A 20,475-nucleotide genomic window follows, 5' to 3' on the forward strand; every position below is an offset into this window, starting at 1 on the left:
CCCGTGGCGACCATGTCGTCTGGAATTTTGCGGTTCCGCGAACACGGTCAATTGGCCAGCAACACGATCACGGCGCCCGTGCCGCCCTGGTTCGCCTTTGCCGAGGCGAAGGCGAGCACGTCGGCACGCCGGCGCAACAGGCCGTCGACCAGGCGCTTGAGCACCGGCCCTTCGTTGCGCGAACGCAGTCCTTTACCGTGGATGATCTTCACGCAGAGGCGGCGTTCGCGCCGCGACTCGGCGAGAAACCGCGCGATCGCCTCGCGCGCGACGGCCTGGGTCATCTGGTGCAGGTCGATCTCGTCGGCGACGCTGAACTGGCCGCGCTTGAGCTTGCGCAGCAGCAGCGGCGAGTGGCCGTCCTTGAGATAGCTCAATTCCTCGCCGACCTCGATGAGCGCGGGATCGATGACCGAATCGATCAGTTCGCCCGGCACGCGCGCCTCGTCGAGTCGCGATTGCACGGGTTCGGGCGAGGGCTTGGGCCGGTCGTCCTCGACGACGCGTCGGCGGATCGGCCGCACCGCGCCGATCGATCGGGCGAACAGTTCGCGATCTTCCTCGCTGACGACGGCGGCGCGCTTTTTCATCGCGCTACGCCCGGCGCTTTGCGAGTTGGAGATGCCCCGCATTGATGAGCGATTTCAGCAGCGGCAGCGTGCCCGCGTCGGCAAGAAGCGGGGCGAGTTCGCGACCGTCGATCTCGCTCCGCGCCGAAAGCAGGCGCGCGAACATGGTCGGGCATGCCCACGCCTCGCCGGCGACGAACAGCTCCGCGCGCCGCCCGTCGCGTCGCCAGGCGCAGCGGCTGAACGGATTGCGCAGCACGGTCGAGCGCGGCAGGTGCTTGCGCAGGTCGGTAAGGCCGATCGCGCGCCCCGGCGCGGCAACGGCCTGCGCGCTGCGGTAGCGCGTGACGAAACGGCCGAACCAGTGCGCCAAAGTGGATTTGTCCACATGGGTAAAATGCGGCATCGCTTCCCGTGCGCGCGCCAGTGCCGCGTCGTCGATCTCGCCCGCATCGAACGCTGGGGCGAGGTCGGGGTCGACATAGCGGTCGTTCTCGGTCAGCGGCTCGGCGAGGAATTCGGCGAAGTCGAACAGCAGTTCCGCGCGCGACGGCGCGCGCATGCCGACCGAGTAGGTCGTGCATTCGCCCATCGCCACGCCGTCGTGCGGCACGCCGGGCGGCAGGTAGAGCGCGTCGCCCGGATCGAGCAGCCATTCGTGCGTCGGCGCGAATTCGCGCAGCAGTTTCAGTTCGCTGTCGTCGCGGAACGCCTCGGGCGCGAATGCACGCGGCCGTGCATCGATGCTCCAGCGCCGGTAGCCTACGCCTTGCACGAGGAACACGTCGTACTGGTCGACGTGCGGGCCGACGCCGCCGCCGTCGGTGGCGTAGCTCACCATCACGTCGTCGATGCGCCACGACGGAAGGAAGGCGAAGCGGTCGAGCAACCCGGCGACGTCCATGTCCCACTTGTCGACGTCCTGCACGAGCAAGGTCCAGCGCGTCTTCGGCAACCGGGCGAAATCGCGTTCGCGGAACGGACCGTTGCGCAGGGTCCAGCGGTTGTGTTTTTCGTCGTGTAAAACGATACGCGACAGCGCGGCTTCCTCGCAGGCGAGGCCGGCGAGATCCTCGGGCGCGACCGCGGCGACGCCACCCGGAAACATGCCGCGGATCAACAGCGGGCGCTTTTGCCAGTAGTCGCGCAGAAACGCGCGCGGCGGCATGCCGAGCGGATGGCGCGGGGTCGCGCGCACTTCGATGGCGGGCACCGCGTTGCGCGTTGCGCGGGGTTTCATGCGGCAACCCGCAGCGAAGACGACGCCTTTTTTCCGGCATGGCGCGCGGCGGCGCGCTTGCGCGTGTCGACTTCGGGCAGCTTGTGTCCGACCGCGATCAGCGCCCTGATCGCCGGCATCATCTCGCGGCCGAGTTCGGTGAGCGCGTACTCGGCGGACGGCGGCGAGGTATCGAGCAGGTGGCGCGAAACCAGGCCGCGCGTTTCCAGCTCGCGCAGGCGCGCCGACAGCACGCGCGCGGAGATCGCCGGAATGTCGTGGCGCAGCTCGCCGAAGCGGCGCGGTTCGCCCGACAGCGCCCAGATCACGTTCGGCGCCCAGGCGCCGCGCAGCAGATGCAGGCTCCTGGTCAGCGGGCAGGGGGGAGGCGGTTCGACTTTGCTCTTGCGCAGCGGCAGGCCCATGGCGTGGTTGCTCGACGGTTTGCACGTTACCCGCTGGATACCGCATTTTACCGGTAACCGGAGGTTAGATGGTATCCGCGAGTAACCATCTGCGATTACGATACCGAACCCTGCGCCGCGGCGGTCGCACGGTGCGGGCGTGAATCGAACTGTCTTCAACAGAAGGAAACAAGCATCATGAAACTCTACTATGCGCCAGGCGCCTGCTCGCTATCGCCGCACATCGTCGCGCAGGAACTGGGTGTGCCGCTTACGCTCGAGAAAGTCGACACCAAGACCAAGAAAACCGAGGCTGGCGCGGATTTCCTGGCGATCAATCCGAAAGGCTACGTGCCGGCGCTCGAACTCGACGACGGCCAGTTGCTCACCGAAGGCCCCGCCATCGTGCAATACCTCGGCGACCTCAAGCCCGGCAACACGCTGGTTCCGGCGAACGGCACGTTCGCGCGCGTGCGCCTGCAGGAGATGCTCGGCTACATCAATTCGGAGATCCACAAGACCTATTCGCCGCTGTTCCAGGCCGATACGCCCGAGCAGACGCGCGAGAATCGCAAGGCCTACCTGCAAAAGCGCTACGCGCTGCTCGACGCCATCCTCGCGAAACAGCCCTGGCTGCTCGGCAAGGATTTCAGCGCGGCCGACGCCTATCTGTTCGTGGTGACGCGCTGGGCGAAAGCCACGCACGTGGATTTGTCCGCGTTCCCCGCGCTGGCCGCATTCCAGGAACGCGTCGCCGCACGGCCTGCCGTGCAGAAAGCGATGGCGGCGGAAGGTCTCGCCAGACACAAGGCGGCCTGATGCGCGGACGGCCGGAGCGCGGAATCGTTCCGGTCGTTTTCAAACGTTCTTCGCGAGCGCTCCGGCGAGGCCGACGTAGCCGGCTGGAGTCAGCGCGAGCAAACGTTGTTTGTCGGCATCGGGCAGCGCAAGGCCGGAAATGAATCCGCGCATCGACTCGCGCGTGATGCCCTGGCCGCGCGTCAGCGCCTTGAGCTGTTCGTAGGGCTCCGGCAGGCCGTGACGGCGCATCACGGTCTGCACCGCTTCGGCGAGCACTTCCCAACTCGCGTCGAGGTCGGCTGCGATCCGCGTCTCGTCGATATGGAGCTTGCCCAAGCCGCGCATCAGCGAATCGAGCGCGATCTGCGTGTGCCCGAACGCGGCGCCGAGCGTGCGCAAAACGGTGGAATCGGTCAGGTCGCGCTGCCAGCGCGAGATCGGCAGCTTTTCGGCGAAATGGCCGAACAGCGCGTTGGCGACGCCGAGGTTGCCTTCGGCGTTCTCGAAGTCGATCGGATTGACCTTGTGCGGCATCGTCGACGAGCCGACTTCGCCGGCCTTGAGCGCCTGCCTGAAGTAGCCGAGCGAGATATAGGCCCAGACGTCGCGGCACAGGTCGATCAGGATCACGTTCGTGCGGCGCGCCGCATCGCAGAGTTCGGCGACGAAATCGTGCGGCTCGATCTGCGTCGTCCAGGCGTTGAAGGTCAGGCCAAGCGATTCGACGAAGCGCCGCGACAGCGCCGGCCAGTCGACTTCGGGATAAGCGACGACGTGCGCGTTGTAGTTGCCGACCGCGCCGTTGATCTTGCCGAGGATTTCCACGTTCGCGATCTGTTTGCGCTGGCGTTCGAGGCGCGCGACGACGTTCGCGAGTTCCTTGCCGAGCGTGGTCGGCGAGGCGGTCTGGCCGTGCGTGCGCGACAGCATCGGCAATGCGGCGTTCGCCACGCTGAGTTCGCGCAGTTTCGCGATCGCGCCGTCGAGCGCAGGCAACAGCACGCCGTCGCGCGCGTCGCGCAGCATCAGCGCGTAGGCGAGGTTGTTGATGTCCTCGCTGGTGCAGGCGAAATGGACGAATTCCGTGGCCTTGGCAAGTTCCGCGTCGTCGCCGATGCGTTGCTTGATGAAGTACTCGATCGCCTTCACGTCGTGGTTGGTCGTGCGCTCGATCTCCTTGACGCGCTCGCCGTCGGCGACGGAAAAGCCACTGGCGAGCGCATCGAGCTTCGCGCTCGCCGCGGCGGAGAACGGCGCGACTTCGCTCACCGACTTTTCGCCGGCGAGCGCCTGCAGCCAGCGCACCTCGACGAGGACGCGGCGCTGCATGAGGCCGTATTCGCTGAAGATCGGGCGCAGCGCCTCGACCTTGGCGGCGTAGCGGCCGTCGAGCGGCGACAGGGCGGTGAGGGCGGAGTGGGGCATGGCTGTTTCGGTTTCGGATTGCAAAGATCGGGAAGCGGCGAAGGGCGAGCGAGGAAAAGCCTGCGGACTGTCGTTCCCGCGAAAGCGGGAATTCGGGTTTTGCTGGTTTTCTTCCACGAAAGACTATAGAGAAAAGGTTCGTCGGGAATTCGAACGCGCGAATTTCGAAGTCGCGAGCCTGCACGATACATCGGATTTTGCGATCATTGTCCGACGCGAAGCAACCCGCCCTTGACTCGCCGGCGTCAAGCCGCTGTAATACGCGCCCTTCCGCGGCAGCGCCCTCTGCGCCCCGCATCGAAAACCTCATCGGCCAGGTAGCTCAGTTGGTAGAGCAGGGGACTGAAAATCCCCGTGTCGGCGGTTCGATTCCGTCCCTGGCCACCATTGCCGATCAAGTCCCCCCGGAAGTACGAATGGCCCCGGGTGATCGGCGCTACATCCTGTGGCGATTCTTCGGCAGATGGTTCACGAGGAATTCCATCTGGTCGGCGAGGATGTTGCGGTTCGACAGGATCAGGTGCTCGACCCAACTCGGTCGGTACGGCACGGCGAGCAGCGGCATACTCGCCTGCTGCGGCGTGTGGCTGCCCTTGCGGATGTTGCAGGCGAGGCAGGCGCTGACGACGTTTTCCCAGCTGTCGCGGCCGCCCTTGGACAGCGGCACGACGTGGTCGCGCGTGAGTTCGCCGCGCGAGAAATGTTCGCCGCAGTACAGGCACAGCATGCGGTCGCGCGCGAACAGGGCGGCGTTGGTCAGCGCGGGCGCGGGATCGATGCCGTGCAGGCGCGCGTGGCCGCGGCTGGCGACGATCGGATGCAGGTCCAATGTGGTCTGTTCGCCGGTGAGCCGGCTGGTGCCGCCGTGGATCGTCAGGCACGGATTGCCGAGCGTCCACGACACCGCGTCGCGCACGTAGAGGCAGACCGCCTCCTGCCAGGAAATCCAGTCGAGGATGCGGCCGTTGGAATCGAGCGACAACACGCGCGTGGAATGGATGTCGCTGACCTTGCGCGGTTCGAATAGGACCGAGCGGTCGAGTTCGAGATTCGAGGGCTTCGTCGAAACGGGGTGTGATCTGTGACTCGGCATCCGGTATTCACCAATGGCGCCATGCAGGGCGGGCTTGGGCGATTCGCTGCCAAGGGAACATTCGGCTGAGCTACTGCGCTCGGCATCTTGCGCGCCGGCGGTGCTCGGAATCCTCACATACTTCATCTGTATGCTCCGGTTCCTGCGCTCCGGCGTCGCACAACCTGCCTTCGCTCGCTACGCTCCTCCGAATGTTCCCAAACGATCGTATCCGGGGTGGCAGCATAGCCGAATTTACGCGATTTTTGCGAATGCCAGGTGACTGCGCGGCTGGCGGAAGCGGGTTCCGGCGCATTGCGACCGGGGTTACCCGACCGGCCTGACCATGCTGAGGATCTCCACGCCGAAGCCATGATCTTCGTAGAGTCTGCGCGCGCGTTCGTTGTTCGGGAACACGCCGAGCGTGAGGAAGCGGCAGCGGTGTTCGCGCGCCCATTCGTCGGCGAAGCGCAGCATCGCGGCGGCGACGCCGCGGCCTTCGTGCTCCTTCGCGACCACGAGGTCGGCGATGTGACAGTTCTGCGCGCCGGTGAAGAAGTCCTTGCGCGTCTGCAGGTGCAGGAAGCCGAGTGGCATCGCGTCCTCGTCTTCGGCGACGAACAGGTGCGAGGCCGGCGGCAGCGTGCGCAGATGGTGTTCGATGTCGCGGCGGATCCCAGCCAGCGTTTCGCTGCGCTTGCGCCACGGCGGCAGTTCGAATTCGGCGAAGCGATCGGCGAGCGAAAGGATGAATTCATCGTCGTCGGCATGGGCGAGACGCAGGTAGACCTCGGCTTCCGGCGCGTTGTCGTTCATGGCGCTTGCCCTCTTTCGCCCCGGCTACCGATACTGGTTCGGAATGCCGGGCACCGGCGAGAGCCGGCTCTTGTGCTCGAACTTGAAGTCCTTGTTCGCGCCGCGAATGGCGATCGTGCCCTTGAGTTCGTAGGGCACGCCGCCGGGCGATTTCGCATCGAGCGCGAACGCCTTGTGCAGGTCCCCGCCTGGGGTGATCGTGGTGTCGATCGTGTCGGCGTTGAGTCCGGGCACGTCCATCTCCGGGTTCAGTGAAATTTCGCCCGTGTCGATGCCGCTGATGCGCAGGTTCGCCTTCAGCGTCGAATAGTGCTGGGTGAGGTCGGAAAAATTTTCCAGGCGAAGGGTGACTTTCCAGCGGCCGTCCGGCTGCACCTCGAGCAACTGGATCGAGGCGTTCGGCGGATTGATCGGATGGTTGCGGCCGCCGCCGAAACAACCGGCAAGCACGACCGTGGCGGCCAGAAGGGCGATGCGGGCGACAAGGTTGGCGAAACGCAGCGGGTGAGCCATGACGGGGCGGAATCGATGTGGACGGACCACTACATTAGCCAAAACCGTGGGCGTATGGTAGCGGCTGTCTGGCGGCGAAGCAGCGGTGTTTCAAACAGGGTCAAGCGCGTCAGGACTCCAATCCTCGCTCGTCGGTTGTGGTTACGCTCGTTGGGATTGGCGCGGCCACAATGAGCATTGTCCTGATGGTTGAAGAGGCAAGCTATCCAGTAGTATGAGTCCGCGATCCAAGGTCATCTGACGCTTGTTTATCGAATACAGAACGGTGAAGAAGCTGACTGCCTTGACCAAAAGTGCAGGCTCGCCGTCGAACGGCACAAATCGACAGTCGATTCCGTTACGGCGGGAGTCGTTCTGCAAAGTTTTCAACTTTTCTGCGCAAACCGGATCGGTGCCGCGAGCACGGTAAAGCCATAGACTATCCAGATCGTGCGGGGAAGCGTTGCGCAAATCGGTGAAGCTGCCGCCGATGAGGATCAATTCGATGCAAATGCCAATATCTTCCGCGGCATTCCGACATCGCCGCAGTTCGTCCACCAGACGGCCTCTGCCAGACCAGCGTTTTGCGACATCGACGAACCGGTCGAATTCCACGATGTAGGGCGATGCGTTCAAAGGCGTGCTGTGCCCTCCATCACCCAGAAAAACCGGAAACCCTTTCTCGCTTGCTTCGTCGAAGAAATTGCCAGTAATTTGTTTCCAGTCCATCGAATATCCCGTCGTCATGCCCAACAGCCGTTTGTCGAAGGGAGATCGAGCAATTCGATGTTGAAAGCCTCCGTGGCCGCACAATCAAGCTTGCACAGAACCGATACGACATCGCAGATATACTGCATGAGCGGTTCCCAATCGTCTTTGATCTCGGCTATTCGGACGCGAATTTCGTAGCCTCGATGCGATAGCCAAAAACACTCATACAGAGGGATGTACACGTTCTCTCTGAGCAATTGCGCGCTACACAGTGCCGAATTGGACATCACACGGCTGGTGCGGCCATTGCCGTCGCGGAAAGGGTGGCAATTGGTTATCGCGACCATCGACACGAGGGCCGTCAGCAACGGGTGACTGCGAATGTATTTTTTTGCCTGAACCCATTCAATTCTTCCATGCGCGCCTGGATGCGTTCTGGCGGTGGAAAACGACGCGCTCTCCCGCGGAATCGATCTGCGTGCCGACCGGCCCCGTGCGCAGCACACTCGGCGTGCCGGTAAGCGCTGACGCGATCCGCTCCAGTAATGCGATCAGGTCATCAGTGCCACCTGCCTCGAGATATCGACCGATCTCACCCGCTTGCCCATGAAGCAATGCGCTTTCGCGAACCGACTTCTGCATTTCGAAGCGGCTCGCACTCGTTCGCTGCATTGCCCAGGGCGATAGGGAATGCCGCCACGGCTCGACCAGCGTGGCATGTTTTGGCTTCTGCTGAAAGTACGCCGGTTCGCACAACGCAACGACTTCGGCGCATGCCGCCGGCGTAACCATGGCAAGCCGGTGCTGCGCTTCCTCCATCGCTTTCAGGGCTTCCGAGGCGCAACCCGATGGGTTGGGCAATCGTACAAGCTCTCGACGATGCAACGTGATCTTCCTGTGCATTCAACTTGCCTTGCCCGATCAATTTTCTGCCGGTGCGCGATCCGGTTCGTCCCGGGCTTTGTCGATGGTCAAATCGTTGCCTTCGCGCACGATCAACTGAGTCTGATAGTAGTGATCCAGGGAAGCATCCTGCGGGCAGCCCGTGTGACAACGAATCAGGACGCGACGCGCGGTTCCCTGGACGGTGAGCGATTTTCCGACCAGTGGATCGCCTTCGTGCAAACCCAGTTTCCGGGCGGCGTGCGGGAAGACGTTCACGTTGAGCGAGCGCGGATCGCGAAAATCCTCCATCGAATCCAGAAAGAAATGGCCGTAGCTGTTTTTCTTGCCCGTGCCGGCCTTGCGTATGGTGAAAGTCACGGTGGCCCGGACGTCGCCGCCGGCCTTCTGCGCCGCCAGTTCCATGACCTCCGCGGGCGAATGCACGGGATATCCGTCCGCCGGCTTTTCTTGCGCGAAAGCAATGCCCGCGACCATTGCAAGACTCGTGGCGAGAACAAACGATTTCGGAGAATTATTGGTCATGGATGTTTTCCGGTGATGTGAAAGGAAAGAACGCTATTGATACAGGATCTGCGCGCGCAGATCCTTGCCGATTTCCAGCGCAAACGCGCGCAATTCCCCGTATTGCGCGGGGCTGCATGTGGGCGTGCCTGTCGTCGTCGTCATTTCACGCGTGACATGCAGGGTCTGCCCTTCGAGCCTGTAAGAGCTGTTGTAACTGCCGATCGGCCGTTTGACGGACGCATTCTTCGGCACGGTCGTAACGCGAATGCCCTTGGGCAATTCGAGCGTGTAGTCTTCGCGATGCGAAGTGTCGGCGCAGCCGGCCATCGCGAAGTTGCGCTCGGGCAGCGTGGTGACGAGCCCGATCCCGGCGATTGCCCCCATGCTGTGGATGCCGGTCGGCACGGTGAATGCGCCGGGGCCGGGCAGGTGCACGAGATCGGGCAGGGTGAAATTCGTGCTGTAGGTGTAAGGCTGGCTCAGTTTGCGCGGTTCGCCAACATCGAACTTGCCGCTGCCCGCCTGCCCCGTCGAAGCAAGCACGCGACTGGCGATCACGGCTTCCTGTCCTTCCGGAATGGACGCCAATATAGTGCGATCGAGCATCTCGATGAAACCTTGATCGGCGACCTCGGCATGGCCTTCGACGGTACCGTCGTCCGTGGTTTTCATGCGCACGGTTACGCTGCTGTGCAAGGCCGTGGCGGGAGGCGTCGGGATCGTATCGAGCTGCGACTGTCCTTTTTCGGGGTCGAGAATCAGTGCAGGCTTGCCAAGTTCCTGCGCCGGAAGATTCCCGAACGTCGCAAACTGTGCCGTCGAATCGACGTAGCGATGCGCGCCGGGGATACGCGCGCGGGATGAGCACGCGCGACATCGAGAGCGCCTTGGTGGATTTGTACGGGGTGACGGTCAGCCACGACCTGATCGCTCAGGTGACGGACGCGGTGCTGGAGGAAGTACGGGCGTGGCAGGCGGCCGCTGGAGGCGATCTATCCGGTGATCTGGCTGGACGGCCTGGTGCTCAAGGTGCGCCCTGGCAAGCAGGTGACGAATCGCTGCGCGCACGTGGTGCTGGGCTTGAACCTGCTTGGCGAGAAGGAAGTGCTGGGCGTGTGGCTGTCCGAGAGCGAAGGGGCGAAGTTCTGGGCGGCGGTACTAGCGAATTGAAGACGCGCGGCGTGCAGGACATCTACCTCGCCTGCATGGACGGGCTCAAGGGCCTGCCCGAGGCGGTGACGGCCTTGTTCCCCCGGACGCTGACGCAGCAGTGCATCGTGCACCTGGTGCGCGCCTCGATGCGCTACGTGGCGAGCAGGGACATGAAGGCCGTGGCCGCGGCACTCAAGCACATCTACACTTCGGCGACGATCGAGGATGCGGCGCATGAGTTGGACGTTTTCGAGGAGGCTTGGGGCGAGAAGTACCGTGCCGCCGTCCGGGTGTGGCGCAACGCCTGGCCGAACGTGGTGCCGTTCTTCCAGTTCCCGCCAGACATCCGCAAGATCACCTACACGACCAACGCGATCGAAAGCCTGAACATGACGATGCGCAAGTACACCCGCAACCGGCGTATCTTCCCCAGCGACGAGTCGGCGATGAAGTCGCTGTATCTGGCAATCCGCGAGGCGAGCAAGCGCTGGCGCGGCGTGCATCACTGGAAGCCGGCCTTGCAGGTGTTCCAGATCCTGTTCGGCGAGGAGCGCGTGCCGATCAGCAGCTAAACTCTATAACGGCAGTTACACAGTTGGATTGACAGACCCCGCAGGCGCTGGATTCCGGCAATCCATGCCGGAATGACGGGCGAAGGGCAAGAGCTGGATTCCGGCCGCCGGAACGACAGGCAAAAGCAGGCTCGCATGAATTCGGAGCATTGGCGCGGCCGCGCGGCTATTTCTGCGGCAATCTCAGCCGCTGCAGCACCACGCTCGCCTGTGTTCGATTGCGCACGCCGAGTTTCTCGAAGATGGCGCTGACGTGCGCCTTGACCGTGCGTTCCTGGATGCCGAGCGAGTCGGCGATCTGCTTGTTGAGGCGGCCTTCGCCAACCTGCGCGAGCACGCGGAACTGCTGGCCGGTCAGGCGCGCAAGGCGCGCGGCGAGCGCGGCGGCGTCCGGATCGCCCGCGTCGGAGTCGAGCGAGCGCGCAAGCGCGGCGGGCACCCAGCTTCCGCCGTCGAGCACGGCGCGGATCGCCGCGACGATGTCGCGCGGCGGCGTGCTTTTCGGCACGAAACCGACCGCGCCATGGTCGAGCGCGCGGCGCACGACGCTCGCCTCCTCCGAGGCGGAGACGACGAGCGCGGCAACCGCGGGAAACTGCGCGCGCAGCGCGGCGAGCCCGGTCAGACCGTGACTGTCGCGCATGTGCAGGTCAAGCAGGACGAGGTCGGTCTCGGGTTCGGCTTCCAGACGCGCGATCGCGCCGGCGAGGTCGTCCGCCTCGGCAATCGCCGCTCCCGGTTCGGCCTGCGCGACCGCGCTGCGCAGCGCCGCACGGAACAGCGGATGATCGTCGGCAATCAGGACACGCGTGTTCATCGGCACGCACTGTAACAGTTCGCGGGTAGTCGGTCGCGATGCACGTGCGTGGTATCGTTGGCGGAGGACTGCGCCATGTCGACCCCCTTTCTTTTCGGTGCCCTTCGCGAGACCGCGCATCGCGGCGGCGACGACCTGCTCAGCGCGGGCCTCGGACTTGCCGGGCTGCGCGCGGCGCCCGTACCGTTCTCCGATCCCGCGACGTCGACGCCAGCCGAACTGCGCCGCCGTGCGATCCGGACCGCTTGGCTCGGCATCGCGGACCTGGGCCCGCTTGGCGGCTACGGTGTCGTCTACGGCGCGGTGCCGAACGTACCCGGACGCGAGTTCCACGCCTTCGCGCGCCTGCCGCATGCCACGCAGCCGCACCGCGTGCTCGCGCAGGTTCCCGACGCGTTCGACGCGAAGGCGCGCTGCCTCGTCGTCACCGCGTCGTCGGGTTCGCGCGGCATCTACGGCGGCATCGCGCTCGCCGGCGCATGGGGCCTCACGCACGGCTGCGCGGTCGCCTACACCGACAAGGGCGCGGGTTCGGGCTATTTCGACATGGCGACGGACACCGGTGTCGCCCTCGACGGCACGCGCGCCGAGCGCGGCACGGCCGAACTCGAATTCGCGCCGAGCGGCGATGCGGACGACGCCGGCATCGCGATCAAGCACGCGCATTCGACCGACAATCCCGAGGCGCACTGGGGCGAGCACGTCATGCAGGCCGCGCAGTTCGGCCTCGCGATGCTCGACCGCGCGTTTCCCGAGCAGGCGCCGTTCACGCCGCACGACACGAAGATCATCGCGGTCGGCCTGTCCAACGGCGGCGGCGCCGTGCTGCAGGCGGCGGGCATCGACGATGCGGGTTGGCTCGCCGGCGTCGTCGCGGTCGCCGCAAACGTCAACGCGCCACGCGTCGAGGCGCAAGGCGACGACGAAGGCGGCCACGCACGCACGCTCTACGACTACGGCAGCGAAGCGGCGCTGCTCGCACCCTGCGCGCTGCTCGACGCGCGCTTCGACGATGTCCGCGCCGCGCTCGCCAAGCTGCCCGGCAACGACATCGCGACCTGGGCCGCGCGCGGCGCTAGCCTGCACGCGGCGGGAATCCTCGCAGCGGCCGACACGAAAGCGCAGGCCGCCGAGGCGCTCGCGCGCCTGCGCGCGGGCGGATGGGGAGACCCGGCGCTCGCCACTGCGGCGAGCACGACCGCCTACGACCTCTGGCGCGCGTTCATCGCAACCTACGCCAGCGCCTATACGCGCAGCGTAGTCGGCGCGATGCCGTGCGGTTTCCGCTTCAGTGCGCGCGGCGCCGATCGGAAACCGCGCGCGGCGACGCCCGCGGAACGTGCCGCGTGGTGGAGCGATGCGAGCGGCATCGCGCCGGGCGCGGGCGTGTTCCTCGTCGAGGACGAGCCGACGCACGGCGCCGATTCCGCATGGCCGGGCCTCGTCTGCCTGCGCGAACTGTGGACCGGGACGAATCCGGCAGCCGCACGCCTGCGCGCGTCCGTACAGGCCACGCAGCCGCGCCTGCCGCGCCGCGGCCTGCCGATCTGCCTCGTCCACGGCGCCGAGGACGGACTGATCCCCGCCGCCTTCTCGTCCGACGCTTACGTGGCGTGGCTACGCACGAACGACCGCGATGCCACGTACTGGCGTGTGCCGCACGCGCAGCACTTCGACGCATTCCTCGCCTGGCCCGGCTTCGGCGAGCGCTACGTGCCGATGCTGGCCTTCGCCTACGCCGCGCTCGATCGCATGTACGCGCACGTCGTCCACGGCGCGCCGCTCGATCGGGGGCCGACGCCGAACGCGACGCCGCGCGGCACGGGCGCACTCGATGCGAAACACCTGGCCTTGCCGCGGTAGTCCCTGGATTTTCTTCTCCCTGCGGGAGGAGGCATCGCCCGTCACGACTCGCGCAGTGCCGTCGTTACCGGCAGGCGCGCGGCGCGCAGCGCGGGATAGAGTCCGCCGATGAAGCCGATCGCGAGCGCCCACTTGAGGCCGGTCCACAGCACCGACGGAGCGACGTGGAACGAGAACGACAACTGCCCGGTCGAACCCGCGGCCATCGTCGAGGTGGTGTAGCCGTTGAAGATCAACCACGCGATCAGGCCGCCGAGCGCCCCGCCGATCAGGGCCAGCAGCATCGTTTCGAGCATCACCGCAACGACGACCGGCACACCGCGGAAACCGATCGCGCGCAGCGTCGCGATCTCGCGTGCGCGCGTCGCAACCGCGGCGAACATGGTATTGAGCGCGCCGAACAGCGCGCCGAGCGCCATGATCGCGCCGACGGTCTTGCCGATCGTCTCGATCACGGAAACGGTCCTTTCCGATTGCCGGCTGAAATAGCCGAGCGTGGTGTCGACATCCACCTGCAGGCGCGGGTCCGAGGTCAGCGCCGCCTTGAACGGCTCGAAGGCATCGGCCCCGGTCAGGCGCACGGACGCGGAGCTGACGCTCGAACCGCGCCGGTAGGCCGCGCCGATCACCTGCACGTCGGCCCAGACTTCGGAGTCCATCGAATCGTCGCTGGAAAAAATGCCGACCAGCGTCCAGGCCTGGGTGCCGAGCTTGATTTCGCGCCCGACCTCGAGGCCGGCGAAATTGCCCACCGCGCCCTTGCCGGCCACCAGCTCGTACTTGCCCGGCTCGAATTTGCGCCCGGCGACGATCTTCGCGTTCGTACGCAGCTTCCATGCTTCCTCGCCGATGCCGCGCAATTGCACGCTGCCAAAATCGTCGGGGCCACCGTTCTTGACCGGCAGGTTGGCGGCGACGACGAGTTCGGGCGAGACGATGGGCTTGCCTTCGTCGTCCTTCGCCACGCCCGGCGCCTGCTCGACGACGAGAACGTTGTCGTGCGAGAGCACCGAGGACACTTCCGAATCCGATGCGCCGCGCAGCACGATCGCCGAGTCCGCGCTGCCGGTGCGGCGCAGGGTGTCGCCGTAGCCTTGCGCCATCGCGAACAGCGCGACGAACACCGCGACGACGCCGGCGATGCCGATCACGATCACCGCGGACGAACCCAGGCGGTCGCGGATCGTGCTCAGCCCGATCGTCGTCACCGAGGCCGTCTGCTGGCCGCGGCGGGTCAGGATCATCCACAGCGCGAGCAGGACCAGCAGCACCGGCAAGGCCTGCCACGGCATGAAAACGAAGGCCGCGATCGCGAGCAGGACGACGAGAAACGTGGCAAGACCGATCAGGAATTTCATTGGCGTGCTCTCCTTCAGCGCCCGGCCAGCGCATCGACGATGTTCAGGCGCATCGCGCGCAGCGCCGGCAGCGCGCCGATGACGAGGCCGATCGCGACCGCCAGCGCCAGCGCGATCAAAAAGCTGTTCGCGCCGACGTGCGCCGCCGGGAGGAAGCCGCTGCCGCCGGTCAGCCCCGGCGTGATAAGCGCCGCGATGCCGAAGCCGATCAGGCCGCCGAGCAGCAGCAACAGCACCGACTCGGCCAGCACCATGCCGAGCACGCTGCCGTTGGAAAAACCGATCGTCTTGAGCACCGCGAGTTCGCCGGTGCGCTCGCGCACCGCCTGCATCATCGTGTTGCCGGTCAGCAGCAACAGGGTGAAGAACACCGCGCCCATGATCGAGGTGACGATGAGGCCGACGTTGACCGCCTGCTTGATGAAGTTCGCCGACGCGGCCTGCTCGGTCATCGACTTGGTTTCGTGGTCGGAATTCGCCGACAGCGCATCGATCGCCTTGGCCACGCGGTCGGTCTCGTTCATGTCGGTCACGCGGCTGACGTACCAGCCGACCATGCCGCGGTTGTAGGGCGTGGATTCGTCGAAGTTCTTCCAGTGCATGATGATCATGTTGTTCTGCCAGGCGTTCGCGTTCTTCGAACTCATCACGCCGGCGATGTTGAAGTTCCAGTTCTTGCTGCCGTCACGGTTCGGGAAGATCTGCGATTGCAGCGGCAGCTTGTCGCCGGCTTTCCAGCCGTACTTCTTGATCAGCGAAGCGCCGACGATGACCGCGTTGAGATCGGCGTCGTACGCTTTGCGCTGCTCGGGGGATACGTCGACTTCGGGATACAGTTCGAGATAGTTCGGGCTCACCGCGAAGGTGAAGATCTGGTTGTGCGGATCTTGATACGCGCCACCGAACCAGTTGGCCCAACCGACTTCCTTGACGCCCGGCACGGCCGCAATCTGCGCGGCGAGGCCTTGCGGCAAGGTCTGGATGAACGAGAGCTTCGCACCGGTGCGCAGGCGTTCCGCGCCGTTCGCCGACTGGCCCACGTCCGCGAACGACACGCGCACCGCGTCGAGCAGGCCGAACAGCAGAAACGCGGCGACGATCGACACCAGCGTGAGGATCGTGCGCGTCTTGCGGCGGAACAGCGCCGCCCAGATGAGGTGCAGATATTTCATGGAGTCAACTCCTCTTCGTTTCTTCCCTTCTCCCCTCGGGAGAAGGTGCCCGAAGGGCGGATGAGGGAAAAGCGTCGCAAGTCTGCGATGTCATTCAATCGTGAAACGCCCTTCCCTCATCAGGCGCTTTGCGCCACCTTCTCCCGCCGGGAGAAGGGAAGCTAAGCATGCGCGGCTTGTTCGACCAGCGTGCCCTTGTCGAGATGCAGCGTATGGCTCGCGTACTCGGCCGCCTTCGGATCGTGGGTGACCATGACGATAGTCTTGCCGTGCTGGCGGTTGAGCGTCTGCAGCAGGCCGAGCACATCCTCGGCGGACTGGCGGTCGAGATCGCCGGTCGGTTCGTCGCAGACCAGCAGGGTCGGATCGGAAACGATCGCGCGCGCGATCGCAACGCGCTGCTGCTGGCCGCCCGACAGTTCGGTCGGCTTGTGTCCGGCGCGCTCGGCGAGGCCGACCAGCTGCAGCGCGATTGCCGCATTCTTCTTGCGTTGTGCGGCACCGAGCCTGGTCAGCAGCAGCGGCAGCTCGACGTTCTTCTGCGCCGACAGCATCGGCAGCAGATTGTAGAATTGGAAGATGAAGCCGACGTGCGATGCCCTCCACTTCGCCAGCGCACCCTGGTTGAGATTGTCGATACGCTGGCCGCCGACGCTGATCTCGCCCTGGGTCGGCGAATCGAGTCCGCCGATCAGGTTGAGCAGCGTCGTCTTGCCCGAGCCGGACGGTCCCATCAGCGCGAGGAAATCGCCCTGCGCGATGTCGAGGTCGATGTGATGCAGCACCTCGACCTTCTGCTTGCCGCGTTCGTAGGTCTTGCTGACGTTGCGGATTTCGACCAGCGTACCCATGCCTGAACTCCTCTGCTTTTTCTTCCCTTCTCCCCTCGGGAGAAGGTGGCGCGAAGCGCCGGATGAGGGAAAAACCTCTCGACTTCCAACTTTCATTTCAACCCGTAGCGCTCTTCCCTCATCCGCCCTTCGGGCACCTTCTCCCGGTGGGAGAAGGGAAGAACTACTTCGCCTTGACCTCCACCTTCGCGCCGTCGCCCATCTCCGCCGGCGGTTGCTTGACCACGCGCGTGCCCGCGACTATGCCTTCGGCCAGGCGCAGATCGTTGTACGTCTGTCCCGGCGTCACGGGTTTTGCCCGCGCGCGGTCCGCATCGATCGCAAAGACGACGTCCTTGCCGTCGCGCTTGACGATCGCCGAGCCCGGCACGAGCACGCCCTTCGGCGCCGCAACCGGCGCGCCCTTCGGCGCGTCTTCGAAGAACGACACGCGCGCGCCCATGTCGGGCAGGATGCGCGGGTCCTTCACGTCGATGCCGATGCGCACCTTGACCGTGGCCTTGCCGCGGTCGGCGGTCGGGATGATCGCGATGACGTGCGCGGGATCTTCCAGTCGGGGTACGCATCGAGCGTGGCCTGCGCGGGCTGCTTCGGCACGACGCGCGCGATGTACGCCTCGTTGACGTCGACCTCGATCTCGAGCGAATCCATGTCGACGATCGTGCCGACGCCCGTGCGCGTGAAGCCGCCGCCCGCGGACAGCGGCGAGACGATCTCGCCGACCTGCGCGGCCTTGGCCGTGACCATGCCGGTGAACGGCGCGCGCACCGTGCAGTAGTCGAGTTGCACCTGCGCGGCCTGCACGTTGGCCTGCGCCACGTCGACCTGCCGGCGCTGCGCGGCGACGGCGGCGGCCTGTGCATCGACCTGGGTCTGTGCGAGTTCCAGCGACTGTACCGAGGCCAGCTTGCGCGAGACGATGTCCTGCTGGCGTTTCAGGTCGCGCTGGCTCTGCGCGAATTGCGCCTGCAACTGTGCGAGTTGCGCCTGCGCCGCGTGCAACCCGGCCTGCGCCTGCACGAGCTGCGCCTCCCAGGCCGAGCTGTCGAGGCGCGCGAGCACCTGGCCCTTCTCGACGCGGTCGCCCTCCTCGATCAGCACTTCGGTCAACGTGCCGGTGATCTGCGCCGACACGGTCGCCGAGCGGCGCGCGGTGACGTAGCCGGTGGCCTGCAACACCGAGGTGTCGGCGCTGCCCACCGTCGGCGCCACCGCCGTCGCCGCTTCGACCTCGAACGCCCTGGCGCCGCCGGCGAAGAAATACCAACCCGCGCCGGCGACCGCGACGAGCACGGCGGCCAGCGCCGCCACGATCCACGGCCGACGCGAACGGCCGCTGCCGTAGTCCTCGCGATGTTCCTTGCCGATGCGCAGTTCGTTCAGCAGGTCCGATTTGTCCATGATTCCCATCAGGAATATCCAAGACTCCAGAGTTTGCCATAGACTGCCGCCGCAAGGGCTCGCGCGACAGGGAAAATCCTCACGAATGCGCAATGACAGTTGTCAGGACCGCGCGTCCGGATGCCCACGTGAAGGTCCATGCGCCGGCTCACGTCCGGCGCGGGAATTCCTGCCTCGGCGGATAAAAGGAAGATCCTCGATTCCCTGGGGTTCTCTTTTACTTTCATTGGTGTAGATTATCGACCGCATCACACAATCCCCCGCTGTTCAACCCGTCAACCAAGGAGCAAAGGTCCCATGAGTCTGGCTACCGAGTTCAAGGCTTTCATTCAGCGTGGCAATGCGCTCGATCTCGCCGTCGGTGTCGTCATCGGCGCGGCATTCGGCAAGATCGTCACCTCCCTCGTCGACAACATCATCATGCCGCCGATCGGCCTGCTGATCGGCGGGGTCGACTTTTCGGCCTGGAAATGGATTCTCAAGGCGGCGGGCGCCGATGGCAAAGGCGAGGTCGCGATCGGCATAGGCGTTTTCGTCAACACGATCATCCAGTTCCTCATCATCGCCGCCGCGATCTTCCTCGTGGTCAAGGTCATCAATTCCGTGACCAAGAAACCCGAGCCGGCTCCGGCCGCGCCGCCCGAGCCGACGCCGACCGAGAAGCTGCTGACCGAAATTCGCGACGCTTTGAAGAAATAGCTCGATTGCAGTTCGACAAAAGGGCGCAGCCTGACCGCTGCGCCCTTTTGCTTTCCACGGCGGACAGGGTGCGTCGCAAACCGGCTCACGATGGCGCAGCGAAGTGGTACTGGCGGACGCGCGACGGACTTGTCATCCTGCCCCGCCTTTCCGTCAGCACTGGAGTCCAATGTGAAGTACCTGCTTGCCTTCACCCTCGCCGCCGCCTGCGCCACCGCCGCGGCCGCATCGACCGAAACCCGCATTCCCGATGCCGCCGTGCGCGCCGCCGAACAGTTGCGCGACCGCGCGATGAACGACGATACCGCCTACAAGCTCGTCGAGGGCCTGACCACCGAAATCGGCCCGCGCCTCGCCGCCGGCGACAACGACGCCAGGGCGCGCGAGTGGGTGATCGCGAAATTCAAGGCGCTCGGCTTCGACAAGGTCTATACCGAGCCGGTGACCTATCCGAAGTGGGTGCGCCGCCACGAGTCGGGTTCCATCGTCGCGCCGTTTCCGCAGAACCTCGTGCTGACCGCGCTCGGCCACAGCTTCGCCACGCCCACGGGCGGCCTCACCGCCGAAGTCGTACATTTCGACAGCCTCGACGCGCTCAAGGCCGCCGATCCTTCCGCGATCAAGGGCAGAATCGTCTACGTCGGTGCGCGCATGCATCGCTACAAGGATGGCCGCGACTACGGCATCGGCTCGCCGATCCGCACGCAGGGGCCGGTCATCGCCGCAAGCAAGGGCGCGGCGGCATTCATTCTGCGCTCGGCCGGCACCGACGCGACCGACCGTATCGCGCACACGGGCGTGACCGGCTTCGCCGACGCCAAGGCGAACGGCATCCCGGCCGCCGCCCTGTCCAATCCCGACGCCGACCAGCTCGAGCGCATCCTCGCCTACGGCAAGCCGGTGACGGTCAAGCTCGATCTCGACGTCGGCTTCGAGGGCGACTACACCGGCGCCAACGTCATCGGCGAAGTGACCGGCAAAAAGCATCCCGACCAGATCGTCGACATCGGCGGCCATCTCGATTCGTGGGATCCGGGCACCGGCGCGATCGACGACGCGGCCGGCGTGGCGATCGCCGCGGCCGCCGCGCATCTCATCGCGCAGTTGCCGCAACGCCCCGACCGCACGATCCGCGTGATCGCGTTCGCCAACGAGGAAGCCGGCCTCTACGGCGGCAAGGCCTATGCCGAGGCGCACGCCAAGGAAGTCGCCAGGCACGTGCTCGGCAGCGAATCGGATTTCGGTGCGGCGCCGGTCTGGCGCTTCAGCGCGAGCGTCAAGCCGGAGGCGCGCAAGGCGATCGCGCAGATCGCCGACGTGCTCAAGCCGATCGGCGTGGAATACGCTGCCGACCGGTCCGGCGGCGGCGGTTCCGATCTTTCGCAGATGCACGCCAAGGGCATGGCCGCGCTGTCGATCGGCCAGGACGGCACGCACTACTTCGACATCCACCACACCTCGAACGACACGCTCGACAAGATCGTGCCCAAGGAAATCGCGCAGAACGCGGCGGTGTACGCCGTGTACGCGTACATGGCCGCGCAGGCCGAAGGCGACTTCGGTTCCGCGCCGGGCGCGTTCAAGAACGACAAGGACGAGGACTGACGTCGCCCCGCAGGCGCGCATTCGCCGGAATGCGCGCCTGCGCTATAGTCGTGGCCCGAACGCCGA

General features: G+C 65.5%; 21 protein-coding genes, 1 tRNA gene and 2 pseudogenes. 7 read left to right on the top strand and 17 right to left on the bottom strand.

The window, feature by feature from the left end; all coding sequences use genetic code 11:
- Window positions 1-47: 47 nt before the first annotated feature.
- The 3 genes from QM741_RS11350 to QM741_RS11360 are packed head-to-tail and all read right to left on the bottom strand — an operon-like array spanning window position 48 to window position 2,213.
- Window positions 48-590, bottom strand: coding sequence for a Smr/MutS family protein (locus QM741_RS11350; protein WP_415207802.1), 543 nt, complete (start codon window positions 588-590; stop codon window positions 48-50).
- A 4-nt stretch (window positions 591-594) separates the two neighbouring features.
- Window positions 595-1,809 carry a JmjC domain-containing protein gene (locus tag QM741_RS11355; RefSeq protein ID WP_415207803.1) on the bottom strand — a complete coding sequence of 405 codons (1,215 nt, stop codon included), beginning with the start codon at window positions 1,807-1,809 and terminating at the stop codon, window positions 595-597.
- Window positions 1,806-2,213: a winged helix-turn-helix transcriptional regulator gene (locus QM741_RS11360; RefSeq protein WP_415207804.1), complete on the bottom strand. Its 408-nt coding sequence runs from the start codon at window positions 2,211-2,213 to the stop codon at window positions 1,806-1,808. The genes QM741_RS11355 and QM741_RS11360 overlap by 4 nt, the downstream gene beginning before the upstream one ends.
- Window positions 2,214-2,390: 177 nt before the next feature.
- On the opposite strand from QM741_RS11360, the gene gstA reads away from it, so the two are divergent.
- Window positions 2,391-3,011, top strand: coding sequence for a glutathione transferase GstA (gene gstA / locus QM741_RS11365; RefSeq protein WP_415207805.1), 621 nt, complete (start codon window positions 2,391-2,393; stop codon window positions 3,009-3,011).
- Between the two features lie 39 nt (window positions 3,012-3,050).
- Here the strand turns inward: gstA and purB are convergent, their stop codons facing one another.
- Entirely contained in the window at window positions 3,051-4,418 is a 1,368-nt protein-coding gene (gene purB, locus QM741_RS11370; RefSeq protein WP_415207806.1) for an adenylosuccinate lyase, read from the bottom strand.
- On the opposite strand from purB, the gene QM741_RS11375 reads away from it, so the two are divergent.
- On the top strand, window positions 4,417-4,653 hold the full coding sequence (locus QM741_RS11375; protein ID WP_415207807.1) for a hypothetical protein: 237 nt from the start codon (window positions 4,417-4,419) through the stop codon (window positions 4,651-4,653). The genes purB and QM741_RS11375 overlap by 2 nt on opposite strands.
- Window positions 4,654-4,729: 76 nt before the next feature.
- Window positions 4,730-4,805, top strand: a tRNA-Phe gene (locus QM741_RS11380).
- A 49-nt stretch (window positions 4,806-4,854) separates the two neighbouring features.
- On the opposite strand, the gene QM741_RS11385 is transcribed toward QM741_RS11380, so the two are convergent.
- From QM741_RS11385 to QM741_RS11420, 8 genes are all read right to left on the bottom strand, one after another.
- Window positions 4,855-5,511 (bottom strand): HNH endonuclease, encoded by a 657-nt coding sequence (locus QM741_RS11385; protein WP_415207808.1) that lies wholly within the window; start codon window positions 5,509-5,511, stop codon window positions 4,855-4,857.
- Window positions 5,512-5,817: 306 nt separating this feature from the next.
- The gene (locus QM741_RS11390; protein ID WP_415207809.1) at window positions 5,818-6,306 is read right to left on the bottom strand and encodes a GNAT family N-acetyltransferase; all 489 of its coding nucleotides are present in this window, start codon (window positions 6,304-6,306) and stop codon (window positions 5,818-5,820) included.
- Window positions 6,307-6,330: 24 nt separating this feature from the next.
- Window positions 6,331-6,819, bottom strand: coding sequence for a hypothetical protein (locus QM741_RS11395; RefSeq protein ID WP_415207810.1), 489 nt, complete (start codon window positions 6,817-6,819; stop codon window positions 6,331-6,333).
- 141 nt (window positions 6,820-6,960) lie between these two features.
- Window positions 6,961-7,545, bottom strand: coding sequence for a DUF6932 family protein (locus tag QM741_RS11400; protein WP_415207811.1), 585 nt, complete (start codon window positions 7,543-7,545; stop codon window positions 6,961-6,963).
- A complete protein-coding gene (locus QM741_RS11405; RefSeq protein ID WP_415207812.1) occupies window positions 7,542-8,015 on the bottom strand; it encodes a Fic family protein in 474 nt (157 codons plus the stop codon). Before QM741_RS11405 ends, QM741_RS11400 begins: the two co-directional genes overlap by 4 nt.
- Window positions 7,915-8,412 (bottom strand): hypothetical protein, encoded by a 498-nt coding sequence (locus QM741_RS11410; RefSeq protein ID WP_415209164.1) that lies wholly within the window; start codon window positions 8,410-8,412, stop codon window positions 7,915-7,917. The genes QM741_RS11405 and QM741_RS11410 overlap by 101 nt, the downstream gene beginning before the upstream one ends.
- 18 nt (window positions 8,413-8,430) lie before the next feature.
- Complete coding sequence (locus QM741_RS11415; protein WP_415207813.1) at window positions 8,431-8,937, bottom strand: hypothetical protein; 507 nt, start codon at window positions 8,935-8,937, stop codon at window positions 8,431-8,433.
- 33 nt (window positions 8,938-8,970) lie between these two features.
- Window positions 8,971-9,591 carry a DUF3858 domain-containing protein gene (locus QM741_RS11420; protein WP_415207814.1) on the bottom strand — a complete coding sequence of 207 codons (621 nt, stop codon included), beginning with the start codon at window positions 9,589-9,591 and terminating at the stop codon, window positions 8,971-8,973.
- Between the two features lie 176 nt (window positions 9,592-9,767).
- Between QM741_RS11420 and QM741_RS11425 the strand changes: the two are divergent.
- Window positions 9,768-10,643: pseudogene (locus QM741_RS11425) on the top strand (IS256 family transposase); the annotation flags it as partial.
- Between the two features lie 166 nt (window positions 10,644-10,809).
- Here QM741_RS11425 and QM741_RS11430 read toward each other — a convergent pair.
- Window positions 10,810-11,460, bottom strand: a complete 651-nt coding sequence (locus QM741_RS11430; RefSeq protein ID WP_415207815.1) for a response regulator — start codon at window positions 11,458-11,460, stop codon at window positions 10,810-10,812.
- 75 nt (window positions 11,461-11,535) lie between these two features.
- Between QM741_RS11430 and QM741_RS11435 the strand changes: the two genes are divergently transcribed.
- Window positions 11,536-13,323: a 3-hydroxybutyrate oligomer hydrolase family protein gene (locus QM741_RS11435; protein ID WP_415207816.1), complete on the top strand. Its 1,788-nt coding sequence runs from the start codon at window positions 11,536-11,538 to the stop codon at window positions 13,321-13,323.
- Window positions 13,324-13,364: 41 nt separating this feature from the next.
- Here the strand turns inward: QM741_RS11435 and QM741_RS11440 are convergent, their stop codons facing one another.
- The 4 genes and pseudogenes from QM741_RS11440 to QM741_RS11455 all read right to left on the bottom strand — a co-directional run bounded on the left by QM741_RS11440 (window position 13,365) and on the right by QM741_RS11455 (window position 18,105).
- On the bottom strand, window positions 13,365-14,681 hold the full coding sequence (locus tag QM741_RS11440; RefSeq protein WP_415207817.1) for an ABC transporter permease: 1,317 nt from the start codon (window positions 14,679-14,681) through the stop codon (window positions 13,365-13,367).
- Window positions 14,682-14,695: 14 nt separating this feature from the next.
- Window positions 14,696-15,853, bottom strand: a complete 1,158-nt coding sequence (locus QM741_RS11445) for an ABC transporter permease (protein WP_415207818.1) — start codon at window positions 15,851-15,853, stop codon at window positions 14,696-14,698.
- Between the two features lie 161 nt (window positions 15,854-16,014).
- The gene (locus QM741_RS11450; protein WP_415207819.1) at window positions 16,015-16,704 is read right to left on the bottom strand and encodes an ABC transporter ATP-binding protein; all 690 of its coding nucleotides are present in this window, start codon (window positions 16,702-16,704) and stop codon (window positions 16,015-16,017) included.
- A 163-nt stretch (window positions 16,705-16,867) separates the two neighbouring features.
- A pseudogene (locus QM741_RS11455) lies at window positions 16,868-18,105 on the bottom strand (efflux RND transporter periplasmic adaptor subunit).
- A gap of 297 nt (window positions 18,106-18,402) precedes the next feature.
- Between QM741_RS11455 and mscL the strand changes: the two are divergent.
- Entirely contained in the window at window positions 18,403-18,804 is a 402-nt protein-coding gene (mscL, locus tag QM741_RS11460) for a large-conductance mechanosensitive channel protein MscL (RefSeq protein WP_415207820.1), read from the top strand.
- Between the two features lie 90 nt (window positions 18,805-18,894).
- Window positions 18,895-20,409: a M20/M25/M40 family metallo-hydrolase gene (locus tag QM741_RS11465; RefSeq protein WP_415207821.1), complete on the top strand. Its 1,515-nt coding sequence runs from the start codon at window positions 18,895-18,897 to the stop codon at window positions 20,407-20,409.
- Window positions 20,410-20,475: the final 66 nt, after the last annotated feature.

This window comes from Rudaea sp. (assembly GCF_047601565.1).
Taxonomy (GTDB): Bacteria; Pseudomonadota; Gammaproteobacteria; order Xanthomonadales; family Rhodanobacteraceae; genus Rudaea.